This window comes from Pseudoalteromonas sp. SG43-4 (assembly GCF_014164325.1).
In the GTDB taxonomy this organism is placed as follows: Bacteria; Pseudomonadota; Gammaproteobacteria; order Enterobacterales; family Alteromonadaceae; genus Pseudoalteromonas; species Pseudoalteromonas distincta.
Window position 1 is genome coordinate 136,694 of the sequence record NZ_JACJFB010000009.1, and the last position, 15,560, is coordinate 152,253.

The following is a 15,560-nucleotide window of genomic DNA, read 5'->3' on the forward strand; positions in this document are numbered from 1 at the left end:
TAAAAAGCTTAATTAAAAAACGCGGTAAATACCGCGTTTTTTGTATCTAAAATTCAAAGCTTATCTTTGTAGTTCGGTCACACTTGCATCTGCAAGTAGGTTTTCAAGCTCATCTTGTAACTCAAATAATTCAGGTTCAATATTCTCTAACAAGCATTTATTTTTAAGCGATGTTTCGATTGTTTCTGCGAGTGATTTAAGTTTAGGTACACCAGTGTAACAACATGCACCATGAAACTTATGGACAATACTTAACACTTGCTGGCAATCGTTACTCTCTATTGCTTTAGCAAGTAATGTAAGGGTCTCAGGGACACTTAAAAGTAGCATGTTAAGCATCTCTAGCGCTAACTCGCTCTTTCCGCCAGCACGCTGCAGGGCTTGTGCCCAATCAATTCTACTACTTTGAAATGGTGCAGGACTTTGTGGTGTATCTGTCTTAGCTTTGTCACGATTAACAGGAGTCTGTGGACTATGGTCGCTAATAATTTGTTTAAGCATATCTTCATCAATAGGCTTAGTTAAATAGCCTTTAAAGCCATCTTTTAGTAGTTGCTCTTTTTCGCTTTGAAGGGCGTGTGCCGTTACAGCGATAATGGGTGTGTCTTCATTAAGTGATGATTCTTGTATAAGCTTACATGCGGTTATACCGTCCATAATTGGCATTTGTATATCCATAAAAATTATGTCGTATTTATGACTTTTACTTAAACTGTATGCCTGTGAACCATTATGAGCCGTTTCTATTACTTCAATCTGTTCACTTAACAAAGTATGGAGAAGTTTTAAATTAGCATCGTTATCATCAACAACCAATACTTTTAACGGCAGTAGAGCTTGATCGTTTTGTTCAATATTATGAGTCGGGTGGTCAAGTCTGTAAGGTGCTGCAAGTACTTCACATAACTTACGGTGATTAAGTGGCTTACTTAAACATGCATCAGCTCCGCTGCCTATAAAGGCTTCTCGCATATTGTGCGATACAGTATTAAGCATTAAATATAAGTAATCAGTAGATTCACGCACGGCTTTTACATAGCTTTTTAGTTGCTGCATATCATCAACTGATGCCATATGGCCAATTAAGCAAACGTCATATTTATGTTCAGTATTTTTTATAGCGTCTAAAAAGCTAGTTTCGTTAAAGCATGCCGTAACGTTTGATTCCCACTGGGTTAATAACGAAAGTACGGCATGGTGCGTATGCTCATGTGGCTCTAAATATAAGATACGCTTACCAATGAGCGATTTAGTCGGTAAGTCATTTGTAAATACGTGATTTGGCAAACTAAACACACTATTGAATGTAAAGCAGGTACCGTTACCAGGCGCAGAATTTAACGTTATACGACCACTCATTGCTTCAACAATATGCTTGGTAATAATAAGACCAAGGCCTGTACCACCAAACTTACGTGTAATGCTTGAGTCTGCTTGCCCAAATGGAGTGAATAAAGAGTCTTGCTTATCCATAGGTATACCCACGCCAGTATCTGTTACTGACACAAGTAAAGAAGTGCGTTCGTCGTCGAGTAACCGATGGCTTATGTCGACCTTAATAGAGCCTTTTTCGGTAAATTTAATCGCATTACTTAACAGGTTTATTAAGACTTGTTTAAAGCGAGTGGGATCGCCTGTTAAGTCATCCGGTACTTGTTGGTTAATGTAAATGGATAGCTCTAATTGCTTATCGTGTGCGCTAGGAGCGAGTAGTGTCATTACTTCATTTACAGCATCACGAAGTTGAAACTGAATCGACTCAAGCTCCATTGCCCCCGCTTCTAGTTTGGAGAAGTCTAAAATGTCGCTAATAATAGTCATTAAACTATTTGCTGAGAGCATAATAGTGTCGAGGTAATCTTTTTGATGTTTATTCAGCGGTGTTTTATAAAGCTGGCGTGTAAATCCAATAACACCGTTTAACGGAGTACGAAGCTCGTGACTCATTTTAGCTAAAAAGTCTGATTTTACACGGTTAGCATCTTGCGCTTCTTTTTTTGCAAACGAGAGCTCTATATTTGACGTTTCGTATTGCTCTAGTGTTTCGCGGTAGTCGCTTGTTGCTTGATCAATATTTTTTTGCATTTCATCTTTTTGCATCACCATAGTGTGAGCAATGGTGTTTAAGCCTTCGCGAAGTAACTCAAACTCACCAATCATGTTGTCGTTAAGGCCAGTACTTCTTTTACCTTCAACCAACTTGTCGGTTGCAAGTACTAACTTATTAAGCGGCGTCATAAACATGCGGCTTAACCTTAAAGCTAAAATAGCTGCAAACACCAATGATAAAATAATCACAATACCGCTAATTAATAAAGCTCGTTGTTGCCCTATAACAGCTTGGTCTTTGTTTAGCTGTATAATAACGGTGCCCAGAGATGACTGAAAAGCCGACGGGTCCCATTTAGAATCGTGACTTGTATGGTTAATAATGGGGGTGAAAAATGTAACAAGCTCATCTGACTTTTGCACATGGGTGGTTTTTAAATTTATGAGCGTTTTTTGATTAATTAACTTTTCAAATGAGCGGTGATAATTACTGGTCATTAATAGCGCATTATTTTTATCAAAAATTGCAATCGACTTAATTGTAGGAGAGTGCTTGTTATGTGTGTAGCTTATAAGGCGATTCAATAGCTGTTTGTTTTTTTCGAGCATGGGTTGCTCAAGCGCAATAGCAAGGGGCTCAGAAATAGTAGTGCCTTGCTGATATAAAATTTCATCAAGCTCAATGTAACGATTTATTGTAAAATAGCCACCAAGTAGTAATCCTATGATCACCGTTGGGATCAGGGTCAGTGTTAAAACAGAATCGCGTAAGCCTAATTTGGTCATAATGAGAGCGTTTTATCGTTATTAGTATGACTTGAGTATATACGGTTCAACACGCATTCTAAAGCATCTAAATATAGGTGCTTCATAAATAAAGTTAAGGTAATGCCTAATGGCGCAAATTTTTAAAGCGAAAAAAAAACCGTTAAAGCAACAAACACTAGAATTGACTATAACGGGAATGGATCATCAAGGGCGTGGCATTGCTAAACATAACAATAAAGTATGTTTTGTAAGCGGTGCATTACCAAACGAAACAGTCAAAGCAACACTCGTCGAAGATAAAGCTAAATACAGTAGTGCAAAAGTAACTAAAGTTATTCAAGCGAGTGAATCAAGAGTAGATGCTTTTTGTGAGCACTATAATCAGTGTGGTGGTTGCCAATTACAGCATTTAGAAGTAAGCCAACAAGTTGTAGAAAAACAAACTGCAGTTACTCAGTTATTTAGTAAGTTTGCTAAATTAAACAGCTTAAACTGGCAAACCCCATTATTAAGTAAACCTGTGCATTACAGACGCAGCGCTCGTATAGCTGTTATGTTTGATAAAGCAGCTAAAAAAATGCGCGTGGGTTACAGAGCAAGTGGCTCAAAAAATATTGTGAGTATTAATAAATGTGCAGTACTTGATGAAGTATTTACAGATGTTTTCACACTTTTTGATGATTTAATTAATCAACACAAAGCACTGCACAGTATAAGCCATTTACAGTTATGCCAAAGTGATAAACAAAACTTTGTTGTTATTCGTCACACTAAAGCAATTAATGATGATACAAAGGCTTTGGTTGAGCACATAACAAAAAGCCAGCAGTTTAAAATTGTATGGCAAAGCGAGAGCGATGCAATAGAACATTCACACTTAGCCATGCCATTTTATTATCTTAAAGAATTTGATCTAAAATTTGAATTTGGTTTAGGTAATTTTATTCAGGTAAATGCGCAAGTTAACGAAGCTATGTTAAAGCAAGCTGCAAATTGGCTTGATTTAAAAGGTGATGAAAATTTATTGGATTTATTTTGTGGGATTGGTAATTTCTCATTAGTGTTAGCAAAACAAGCAAAATCTGTAATTGGTGTAGAAGGTGTGACTTCAGCGGTTGCAATGGCTGCTCAAAATGCGCAAACTAACTCTATTACCAATGCGCAGTTTCATTGCTTTGATTTAACCCAAAGCATACAGAGCGCCCCATGGTTTAGCAAAAACTTAGATGTGCTTGTACTCGATCCTTCGAGGACTGGTGCTATGGCTGTATTAGAGGAATTACCTTTAAAGCAGTTTAAAACTATTTTATATGTCTCTTGTGACCCTGTTACTTTAGCCCGTGACAGCGCAATTATTTCACAAGCTGGCTTTGATCTTAATAAAATTGGGCTAATGAATATGTTTCCTCATACAGGGCATATTGAAACTATGGCGTTATTTCAACGGAGGTAGAACGCATTATGGTAGCTACACGACAATCACATCAACAAGATGAGACAACAGATTTTAGCACTCGGCTTTCATTTCTTGCCTTGTCTGAAGAAAAAACAGAGCTACTTACTAAAGCCCAAGCGCTCTGCGTAAAATGTGATAGTGAAAGCAGGCAAACTACTGCAATCGAAATGGTTGAAATTTTAGCTGAGCTAAATCTCGACCCCGAATCGTTAGCTACTGCGTATTTAACCCCGTATTTTTTAAACGACTTAATATCGCTTGAAACCATCGAAGAGCAGCTTGGGAATAACATTGCCATGCTGCTAACTGGGGTTGCACAAATGGCCACTATTAGTACTTTATCGCATCAAGGTAAAGGCACTATGCAAGTTGATAATATTCGAAAAATGTTATTAACCATGGTTGAAGATGTGCGCGCCGTGGTCATTAAGCTTGCCGAGCAGGTATGTCATTTACGCAATGTAAAAAATGCGGATGAAGAAGACCGCGTCATTGCCGCTAAAGAAACGGCTGATATTTTTGCACCATTGGCAAACAGATTAGGAATAGGGCAATTAAAATGGGAACTGGAAGATTTATCGTTTAGATATTTGCACCCAGGCACCTATAAAAGCATAGCCAAACAACTTGACGACAAACGTCTTGCACGCGAAGCCTACATGGAAGATATGGTTGAGCAAGTAAAAAATCGTTTAAGTGAAGCGGGCATAGAGGCCCAGGTTTATGGCCGTCCTAAGCACATTTACAGCATTTATAAAAAAATGCAGCAAAAAAACTACGAGTTTGATCAGCTTTTTGATATTCGGGCAATGCGTATCGTCGTTGAACGATTGCAAGACTGCTACGGTGCGCTGGGCATTGTGCACACCAATTGGCGTCATCTTAATAAAGAGTTTGACGACTATGTAGCAACCCCAAAACAAAACGGCTATCAGTCAATTCATACCGTGGTATTTGGACCTGAAGGTAAAACGGTAGAGATACAAATTCGTACCAGCGACATGCATCAAGATGCTGAGTTAGGGGTGGCTGCACACTGGATGTACAAAGAAGGTGCATTACCAGGGCGCGGCTCGGGTTATGAGCAAAAAATTAGCTGGTTGCGTAAACTACTCCAATGGCAAGAAGAAGTGGTTGATGGTGGCGATTTAGCAGAAGAGCTTAAAAACCAAGTAGTAGAAGACCGCGTATATATATTTACCCCAAGCGGCGATATTATTGATTTACCACTTGGCGCTACACCGCTTGATTTTGCTTACTACATCCACTCAAATGTGGGGCATCGTTGTATTGGTGCAAAAATATTCGGCAAAATAGTGCCGTTTACGCATCAACTTACAACAGGGGATCAGGTAGAAATACTCACCCAAAAACAACCAAATCCAAGTCGTGATTGGTTAAACCCGTCATTAGGATACATTAAGTCATCCCGTGCTAGAGCTAAAATCCACCACTGGTTTAAACAGCTCGACCGCGACAAAAACTTAAGTGCGGGGAAAGAAATTCTCGACAGCGAACTACAAAAGCTCAATTTAACATATAAAGATTTAGAGCCAGCCATTAAGCGTTTTAACTTTAAAGAGCTGGATGACTTAATGGTTGCGATTGGTGCGGGCGATGTTCGCCTCAATCAAATGCTTAACTTTGTAAGTGATCGGACAGAAGATGAGCCGGTTATTCGCATTAAAGCACCAAGTAAAGTAACTGGTGATAAAAACGGCATTGTGGTTGATGGTGTTGGCAGCTTAATGAGCCATGTAGCCAAGTGCTGTCGCCCAGTACCTGGCGATGAAATAATAGGTTATATAACCCAAGGTCGAGGAATAGGTGTTCATAAGGAAGACTGTGATTCGTTTAATAACTTAAAAAACCAGCATCCTGAGCGTGTTATTTCGGTAAGTTGGTCAGATGATATTAACGGCTCGTACGCACTAAGTATTAAAATAGAAGCCACCGATCGTTCAGGGTTGATACGCGATATAAGCTCAGTACTTGCTAACGAAAAAGTAAATGTTTTAAACATGAACGTAAATACGGTTGAAGATAATCAGTTAGCTATATTTACAATGCAAATAGAAGTACATGACTTATCGGGTACTAACCGTGTTCTTTCTAAATTACACCAAATTGAAGGTGTACATGATGCCAAGCGTGGTCATTAATCATGAATGATAATACAGCGCTTACACAACTTCTTAGCATAATGAAAACACTGCGAGATCCCAAGGGCGGTTGTCCGTGGGATCTCAAGCAAGATTTTAAATCTATTGTGCCGCATACGCTAGAAGAAGCGTACGAAGTTGCCGACTGTATTGAATCAGGCAACTTAGATGAGCTTAAAGGTGAATTGGGTGATTTGCTATTTCAAATAGTTTTTTATGCGCAACTTGCACAAGAGCAAAATCTATTTGATTTTAATGATCTAGTAGAGCAATTAAACGATAAGCTTACCCGTCGTCACCCGCATGTGTTTGGTGAAAAAAAAGAGTTAACAGACGATCAATTATCGCAGCAGTGGCAAGCAATCAAAGCACAGGAGCGAAGTGCTAGAGCGCAAACCGAACCCCCTTCTTTTTGGCAAGATATTCCTGGCAGTATGCCAAGCTTAAGTAAAGCCAAAAAAATTCAACAACGCGTGGCTTCCCTTGGCTTTGATTGGCCAACGTATCATGGTGCACTAGATAAAGTGAGTGAAGAAGTGCTTGAAGTAAAAGAAGCGATTGAGCAAGACCCGCTATCTGATCATACAGCGGAAGAGCTCGGCGACTTACTTTTTGCCACTGTTAATGTTATACGCCATGTTAAACGAGATCCCGAACAACTGCTTCGTAGCGCTAATGATAAGTTTTCAGCGCGTTTTGAAAAGGTAAACGCTTATTTGCATGCGCAAGGTAAAAGCTTAGATACAGCAACCTTTGAAGAGATGGATAGTGCGTGGGATGCGATTAAAAAAGTAAAATAGGCTTAATGTTAAATAGTGCACATTTTTTGTGCGCGTATTAGCTAATTTTAGCTGGATTGATAAGCAGTGTTTTGGTACAATTTCGCCCCGTCTTGATGATATACCCTTAGGCTCTTCTTTGGGTGTTATATTCCTTTTAATTCCTGATATTCTAGGGTTCGCATGAGTACAAAATTTATCTTCGTTACTGGCGGAGTTGTTTCTTCGTTGGGTAAAGGTATTGCCGCAGCTTCACTGGCCGCTATTTTAGAAGCCCGTGGTTTAAATGTTACCATTTTAAAGCTGGATCCTTACATCAACGTTGACCCAGGCACAATGAGCCCAATTCAACACGGTGAAGTTTACGTTACAGAAGACGGCGCAGAAACTGACCTTGATTTAGGTCACTACGAGCGTTTTATCCGTACCAAAATGACTAGTCGTAATAACTTCACACAAGGCCGTGTATATGAAGACGTATTACGTCGTGAGCGCCGTGGTGAATACCTAGGTGCTACTATTCAGGTTATTCCACATATCACTAACGATATTAAGCAGCGTGTATACGACGGTGCTGAAGGTTATGATATTGCTATTGTAGAAATTGGCGGCACTGTAGGTGATATTGAATCACAACCGTTTATTGAAGCAATTCGTCAGATGGGAACTGAAATTGGCCGCGAACGCGCGCTATTTATTCACTTAACGCTAGTGCCATTTTTAGGCCCTGCCGGTGAAGTTAAAACGAAACCAACTCAGCACTCTGTTAAAGAGTTACGCTCAGTAGGTATTCAACCAGATATTCTTATTTGTCGTTCAGACCGTAAACTACCTAATAATGAGCGTGCAAAAATCTCATTATTCACAAACGTAGAAGAAAAAGCGGTTATTTCACTACCCGATGTAGACAGCATTTATAAAATTCCTGCGTTATTAAAAACACAAGAATTAGATAACTTTGTATGTCGTCGTTTTCACTTAGATCCACCAGAAGCTGATTTAGCTGAGTGGGAACAAGTACTTTATCAAGAGTCTAACCCAACGGGTGAAGTGACCATTGGTATGGTTGGTAAATATATTGAATTACCAGATGCGTACAAATCGGTTAACGAAGCATTAAAGCATGCGGGTCTTAAAAACCGCCTAACAATCAACATTGAATACGTAGATTCACAAGACTTAGAAAGCAAAGGTGTTGAATTACTTTCACACTTAGATGCTATTTTAGTACCGGGTGGATTTGGCGGACGTGGTGTTGAAGGTAAAATTTTAGCAGCTAAATATGCACGTGAAAATAAAGTACCATACTTAGGTATTTGTTTAGGGATGCAAGTAGCATTAATTGAATATGCACGTAATGTTGCAGGTTTAACGGATGCAAACTCTACAGAATTTAATGCAAATTCAGAAGCGCCTGTAGTTGGCTTAATTACTGAATGGCTAGATGCTGAAGGTAATGTTGAAACACGTAGCGAAAAATCTGATTTAGGTGGCACTATGCGTTTAGGCGCACAAAAGTGTCATTTAACGCCTGGTTCTAAAGTACATGGAGTATATGGCAGCGACGAAATTGTTGAACGTCATCGTCATCGCTACGAAGTAAATAATAACTTCGTAGAAATACTTGAAAAAGCAGGCTTAAGCTTTACTGGTTTATCAGAAGATAAAAAACTGGTAGAAATTATCGAAAATAAAGATCACCCATGGTTTATTGCCGCGCAGTTCCATCCGGAATTCACGTCAACGCCACGTGATGGTCATCCGTTATTTGAAGGGTTTGTAGCAGCTGCGCACATCCACCAAAAAGCGAATTCGTAATTTTAAAAGCCGTGCATATTGCACGGCTTTTTTGTTTTAAGGGCTGACTAAGCTATATAAAACGTAGTAAAGTTAGCTGAACTCACCATTTTGGGAATATAGAGGAATCAAGATGTCAGAAATCGTAAAAGTAATCGGTCGCGAAATTATGGACTCGCGTGGTAACCCAACTGTTGAAGCAGACGTACATTTAGCAGATGGTTCTTGGGGTCGTGCAGCAGCACCTTCAGGCGCATCTACTGGTACTCGTGAAGCATTAGAGTTACGCGACGGTGATAAATCACGTTACTTAGGTAAAGGCGTATTAAAAGCAGTTGGTTATATTAATAAAGAAATTGCTGATGCTTTAGCTGGTCAAAATGCATTAGATCAAAACGCTGTTGATAAAGTGATGCTAGATTTAGATGGTACCGAAAATAAAGAAAAATTAGGTGCAAACGCAATCTTAGCTGTATCACTAGCAACTGCGAAAGCAGCTGCACAGTCTAAAAAAGTTGAGCTTTATGAACATATTGCTGACTTAAATGGCACACCAGGTGTTTACTCTATGCCACTTCCAATGATGAACATCATCAATGGTGGTGAGCACGCAGATAACTCTGTAGATATTCAAGAATTCATGATCCAACCTGTTGGCGCTAAAAACTTCCGCGAAGGCCTACGTATGGGCGCTGAAGTATTCCACAGCCTTGCTAAAGTGCTTAAAGCTGATGGTCATTCAACAGCGGTTGGCGATGAAGGTGGTTTTGCACCTAACCTTGCATCTAACGAAGCGGCTCTTGCTGCAATCAAAGTAGCTGTTGCAAACGCAGGTTACGAGCTAGGTAAAGATATTACTTTAGCGATGGATTGTGCTGCATCTGAGTTTTACGACAAAGAAGCAAACATCTACGATCTTAAAGGTGAAGGTAAAAAATTCACTTCTGAAGAATTTAACTTCTTCTTACAAGATCTTACTAATCAGTACCCAATCGTTTCTATTGAAGATGGTCTTGATGAGTCTGATTGGGATGGCTTTGCACACCAAACTAAACTAATGGGTGATAAAATCCAATTAGTAGGTGATGATTTATTTGTAACTAACACGAAGATTTTAAAACGTGGTATCGACAACGGTATTGCTAACTCAATCTTAATTAAGTTTAACCAAATCGGTTCTTTAACTGAAACTTTAGCTGCAATCAAAATGGCTAAAGATGCTGGTTTTACTGTTGTTATTTCTCACCGTTCTGGTGAAACTGAAGATTCAACAATTGCTGATTTAGCAGTGGGTACTGCTGCAGGTCAAATCAAAACAGGTTCACTGAGCCGTTCTGACCGTGTTGCAAAGTACAACCAATTGCTACGTATTGAAGAGCAATTAGGTGATAAAGCACCGTACAACGGTCTTAAAGAAGTTAAAGGTCAGTAATTCTATTTTACATAGAATATAACTTTTAATTTTAGATGATAAAATCCTCGCCTATGCGGGGATTTTTTATGCCTGATACTTTTTCCAAAGAGATGAAAATAAATTGTATGCTTTAAGCTTGTTGATGTACGCAGCACTAAAGAGTGGAGCACAAAAGTATAACGCTTTACTCATGCTTTAACTTCTTACGCACTCATAGCTGAAACTGCTGCTTTAAAATATCACCTGTAAAACTGGTTTTTAAATAAAAACCACGGGGTAGGGTTTTAATTATTTGCCCATTTGGGCCAATAGCATCAGTGACTATTTTACTATGAGCAGCTTTGGGGCGTATTTGCATAGCATCGCCTAAATGGCCTGATATTTCGTCGACTCTACCTAGCGCAATTAGCTCCATTTGCTCTTCCCAGTCGCGTTGTAACAAAGCGTCTTGTTCAGGTGAAGGCTGCCACAAAAAGCCGCTGCCGATAGTTCTGTCAAACGGCGCAATATCACGTTCGCTTAAAATTGGCAGCCATAAAACATGATTTAGTTTTTTACGCACAGAGCTGGTATGCCACGTCATTCCCGTTACGTTCACTAAAGGTGTAACCGATACAAACGTAGTTTCCAGTGGCCTACCTTTATAAGAAATAGGCAGTGTTTTTAGCTCAATTCCTAAATCTTCAAAATCGGGGAGGGGTTTTGAGCCTGCAGTAGCGCCTAGTACGTATTCAATGAGTTGCCCAGTCCAGCCTTTTTCACGTAGTAAGTCATCAGGTGTTTTAAAATGGTAGTGGTTTGCAAGTTGTCCTAGCGTTAATCCGGCAATACTGTTAACGCGCTGCATTAAGTCGTTTATTGAGTGTGGTTTTGTAGGTCGCATATTCTTAATTTCGGTTGTATAAATACCATAGCCATGATAGCAAATAGGCTAAGCCGTGGATATCTTTAGGGTTGTACGTTTTTTGCTCGCTTGTTGTTTGTGTTAATTTTGCACATATTGAAATTAAGCTACTTTACTTTAAGTTACTGACTCTGCAGGTTTTTTTAAATGTGCACGTTCAGTTTTGATTAAGCCATTTAAAAGTTGTAAGGATAAATACAACTATATGAACATGTTTATCCACAGAATCTGTGGAGAAGCTAAGTTTTAAGATCTAATATTGTGGATTTGTTTGCAAAATGAGCGTGTTTTACAAAAGTTATGCACAAACTGTGAGTAACTAGAGGAAAACAAGAACCGCAATAGCTTTGCTGAGTTATTTTCTAAATATTTACCTATTCTCTATTAATTTATCAACATACTAAAAGCTCAAACTTAGCTCACTAATTGGCTTGGGTATAATAGTATTTGCCGTATTGCGGCTAATGTGGAACAATCATTAAAAATCGACTTACAAATGAGGCACTAAGGTGATTGATGCCGAAGGTTTTCGTGCCAATGTCGGAATTGTGATTTGCAATAATCAGGGACAGGTTTTTTGGGCCAGACGTTATGGTCAACACTCTTGGCAATTTCCCCAAGGTGGTGTTGATGATGGCGAAACTGCAGAACAAACCATGTACCGTGAATTACACGAAGAAGTAGGGTTGCGACCAGAAGATGTAGAAATAGTCGCAAGCTCAAAACATTGGTTACGCTATAAATTACCCAAACGATTAATCCGCCGAGACTCTAGTCCGGTGTGTATTGGGCAAAAACAAAAATGGTTTTTACTAAAATTACGCTGTAAAGACGAAGATGTAAATTTACTTAAAACCCATCATCCAGAGTTTGATGATTGGCGCTGGGTAAGTTATTGGTATCCTGTACGACAGGTTGTATCGTTTAAACGGGATGTTTATCGACGAGTAATGAAAGAGTTTGCTCCTTTCGCCATGCCTTTTAATAAGAGAGAACAACATAAAGATCATTGGCGAAGTAAAAGGTAGTAATTTCTCGATACAATAAAGGAGCAGGGTATGCTGGCTACACTGAGATCTATTGCGGAGTCTGTATCGCGACAAGCGAATTTAGACAGCGCATTAGTGTGCTTTGTGCAAATGGTTAAAGATGCCATGAAAACCCAGTGCTGCTCCATTTATTTTGCAGATTACAGCCAAGACAATTTTGTACTTATGGCAACCGAAGGGCTAAACCCCGATGCGGTAGGTAAGTTTAGAATTGGTTTTACCGAAGGTTTAGTTGGCCTAGTAGCGCAACGCGAAGAACCTATTAATATTGCATTTGCTAAATCGCATCCTCGTTTTAAGCTCTCCCCCGAAGTAAACGAAGAAGGCTACAACGCTTTTTTATCTGTACCCGTTGTTCATCAAAAAAAAGTACTGGGTGTTATTGTTGTTCAACAAAAAATGGCACGTGTATTTAGCCAAGACGAAGAGTCGTTTTTAATAACGCTTTCTGCCCAGCTTGCTTCACAGTTAGCGCATGCTGAAATTAAAGAAATACTCCGCCAAGATGAGTCATCTCATCAAACGTCTGTTTTAAAAGGCGTATCGAGCGCGCCTGGAATAGGTATAGGGCAAGCATTTGTTGTATTACCAAAACTCGATTTTAAATCTATTGAGCTTTTAAAAGACAGTGACGTTACTGAGCAGCGCCGTTTGTTTACACAAGCCGTAGCTGCAACGCGCAAAGAATTTAATACCCTATCTATGACGCTAAGCGATTCTATTCCGCACGAAGCTCTTGCGGTATTTGATGTGTATCAACAACTGCTTGACGCTAAAAGTTTAGGGCATAATGTTGAAATGCAATTACAAGAAGGCTGGTGTGCTAAAAGCGCCCTAAAAATTGTAATAGAGCGTTTAATATCTCAATTTAATGCCATGCAAGACCCTTATATAAAAGAGCGTGCTGTTGACGTTAAAGACATTGGTCTTCGCGTATTACACCATCTTGTAAATACCGAGCACGCTGTTAAAAATTATCCGGCCAACACTATCTTAATTGCTAATACCTTAACACCCGCCATGCTAGCTGAGGTGCCAAAAGGTCACTTAACAGGCGTTGTAAGCGTAAATGGCTCTGCAAATAGCCATGCTTCTATATTAACGCGTGCGATGGGGATCCCTGCCATTTGGGGTATAGAAGATTTACCTCTACTGCAGTTTAATGGCAAACCGATGATTTTAGATGCATTTGCTGGGCGTTTATATATATCGCCTTCGCAAATGTTGATGGATGAATACACAGAGTTACAGCATCAAGATAACCTACTTAATAACCGCTTTTTAGCTGAGCAAGACTCAGAATCAATTACGCTTGACGGTGAGCATGTTAGCTTATTATTAAACGCAGGCCTTGAGCTTAATACCGAGCAAAGTAGCGCGCATATTTGTGACGGTGTGGGGCTTTATCGAACCGAAGCGTGGTTTATGCAAAAGGGTCAGTTTCCTTCGCAATCAGAGCAAGAAAATTGGTACCGAGAAGTACTAACTAGCTATCATCCTAATCCTGTGGTTATGCGTACATTGGATATTGGGGGCGATAAGGTACTCGATTACTTTAACATTACCGAAGAGAATCCATTTTTAGGTTGGCGTGGCATTCGTATTAGCCTTGATCACCCAGAGTTATTTTTAGATCAACTAAAAGCGATGCTTAAAGCCAATATTGGTTTAGGCAATCTAAAAATAATGCTCCCTATGATCAGCGGCACTGAAGAAGTTGATGAGTCACTTGCGTTATTTGAACAGGCTTATTTTGAGTTAAGTGAAAAATACCCAGAGCAAACCATAGAAAGACCCGACATAGGGATAATGCTAGAGGTACCTTCAAGTGTATTTATGCTTCCAGAGTGGTCAAAAAAAGTCGATTTTTGCTCAGTAGGTAGTAACGATTTAACACAGTATTTATTAGCAGTAGACAGGGCTAATGCACGAGTTGCCGAACTTTTTAACCCTTATCACCCGGGCGTACTCAGGGTACTAAATAAAGTAGCGCGTGAATGTGAGCAATATGAACTGCCATTTAGTTTGTGTGGTGAACTAGGCGGCGATCCTGAAGGGGCTATTTTGCTTATTGCCATGGGTTACAGGCGCCTTAGTATGAATTTATCATCGCTTAACAAAGTTAAATGGGTACTTAGACGTTTAAATGTCAGTGACATGGAACAACTATTAAATGAATGCTTAGCGCAATCCACAGCCAAACAAGTACTACGTTTAACGCGAAGCTTTATGCTAGAGCATAAATTAGGTGATTTGTTTTACACTCCTAAATAAGCTTATACGCCTAATTAATTGCAATACACAGATGCTATTAGTTTTATAATCCTTTAATATATAAACCTTAAAAGGGTATTTGAGATTACTATGTATGACTTAGGTTTGTTAGTCGCAAGCTGCGCACTACTAGGCTGTATTGTTGGGTTTTTAGCTGGGTTACTAGGCATTGGTGGCGGTTTAATTATCGTTCCAGTTCTAAGCACTCTGCTACTCTCATTTAATGTAACGTCGGCTGATCATGTATTAGTAATTGCTATTGCAACCTCACTCGCTTCTATTTTATTTACTTCAACGTCTTCAGCGCTGGCTCATCATAAAAATGATAACGTGCCTTGGAATATTGCCCCATGGGTTATGTCGGGCGTGGCTTTAGGTGCACTTATTAGTGGCTTTGCAGCAAGTTTAATCCCTGAACAAATATTGCGTACAGTGTTTGCTATAAGCGTTGTCTTTATTGCAGCAAGAATGGTGCTATCCGCGCGTAATAAACCGATGTCAGATAAACCGTTACCAGCAGGTCCTATTTTATGTGGATTTTCTGCGATAATGGGCGGATTATCAGGTTTAATTGGTATTGGTGGTGGTGCTTTAATAGTACCTATGCTTAATTATTTTTCGGTTGATATAAAAAAAGCAATTGGCTGCGCAGCCGCGTGCGGAATTGTTATAGCATTATTTGGCTCTATTGGTTACATCAGCGCAGGCTGGCATGTTACCGATTTAGAGCATGGTTTTGCTGGGTTTGTTTATTTACCTGCATTATTTGGAATTGTTATTACCTCGTGGTTTGTTGCGCCTATTGGCGCCAAAGCAACTCACTATTTACCTGTTAATACAATTAAGAAAGTTTTCGCGGTGCTGCTTGTAGTTATCGCAATTAAAATGGTTTTTAGCTAAAGGTTTAT

Annotated in this window: 10 protein-coding genes; 8 read left to right on the plus strand and 2 right to left on the minus strand. The window is 39.5% G+C overall.

The genetic code is table 11. From position 1 onward, the window contains the following. Positions 1-60: 60 nt before the first annotated feature. Positions 61-2,835: a two-component sensor histidine kinase BarA gene (gene barA / locus H5160_RS11000; RefSeq protein WP_182720286.1), complete on the minus strand. Its 2,775-nt coding sequence runs from the start codon at positions 2,833-2,835 to the stop codon at positions 61-63. A 109-nt stretch (positions 2,836-2,944) separates the two neighbouring features. Here barA and rlmD point away from each other — a divergent pair, with 109 nt between their 5' ends. From rlmD to eno, 5 genes are all read left to right on the plus strand, one after another. After that, a complete protein-coding gene (gene rlmD / locus H5160_RS11005) occupies positions 2,945-4,270 on the plus strand; it encodes a 23S rRNA (uracil(1939)-C(5))-methyltransferase RlmD (protein ID WP_182711524.1) in 1,326 nt (441 codons plus the stop codon). An 8-nt stretch (positions 4,271-4,278) separates the two neighbouring features. Beyond that, positions 4,279-6,435, plus strand: a complete 2,157-nt coding sequence (relA, locus tag H5160_RS11010; RefSeq protein WP_182732735.1) for a GTP diphosphokinase — start codon at positions 4,279-4,281, stop codon at positions 6,433-6,435. Between the two features lie 2 nt (positions 6,436-6,437). After that, positions 6,438-7,235, plus strand: a complete 798-nt coding sequence (gene mazG / locus H5160_RS11015; RefSeq protein ID WP_182723989.1) for a nucleoside triphosphate pyrophosphohydrolase — start codon at positions 6,438-6,440, stop codon at positions 7,233-7,235. 162 nt (positions 7,236-7,397) lie between these two features. After that, entirely contained in the window at positions 7,398-9,032 is a 1,635-nt protein-coding gene (locus H5160_RS11020) for a CTP synthase (RefSeq protein ID WP_033020682.1), read from the plus strand. Positions 9,033-9,144: 112 nt separating this feature from the next. After that, on the plus strand, positions 9,145-10,443 hold the full coding sequence (eno, locus tag H5160_RS11025; RefSeq protein WP_002958706.1) for a phosphopyruvate hydratase: 1,299 nt from the start codon (positions 9,145-9,147) through the stop codon (positions 10,441-10,443). Positions 10,444-10,636: 193 nt separating this feature from the next. Here the strand turns inward: eno and mutH are convergent, their stop codons facing one another. Then, positions 10,637-11,308 carry a DNA mismatch repair endonuclease MutH gene (mutH, locus tag H5160_RS11030; protein ID WP_182737446.1) on the minus strand — a complete coding sequence of 224 codons (672 nt, stop codon included), beginning with the start codon at positions 11,306-11,308 and terminating at the stop codon, positions 10,637-10,639. 530 nt (positions 11,309-11,838) lie between these two features. Here mutH and rppH point away from each other — a divergent pair. The 3 genes from rppH to H5160_RS11045 all read left to right on the plus strand — a co-directional run bounded on the left by rppH (position 11,839) and on the right by H5160_RS11045 (position 15,552). Then, entirely contained in the window at positions 11,839-12,357 is a 519-nt protein-coding gene (gene rppH, locus H5160_RS11035; RefSeq protein WP_002958704.1) for an RNA pyrophosphohydrolase, read from the plus strand. Between the two features lie 30 nt (positions 12,358-12,387). Continuing rightward, on the plus strand, positions 12,388-14,652 hold the full coding sequence (gene ptsP / locus H5160_RS11040) for a phosphoenolpyruvate--protein phosphotransferase (RefSeq protein ID WP_182732733.1): 2,265 nt from the start codon (positions 12,388-12,390) through the stop codon (positions 14,650-14,652). A gap of 90 nt (positions 14,653-14,742) precedes the next feature. Then, positions 14,743-15,552 (plus strand): sulfite exporter TauE/SafE family protein, encoded by an 810-nt coding sequence (locus tag H5160_RS11045; RefSeq protein ID WP_182732732.1) that lies wholly within the window; start codon positions 14,743-14,745, stop codon positions 15,550-15,552. The last annotated feature ends 8 nt before the right edge of the window (positions 15,553-15,560 follow it).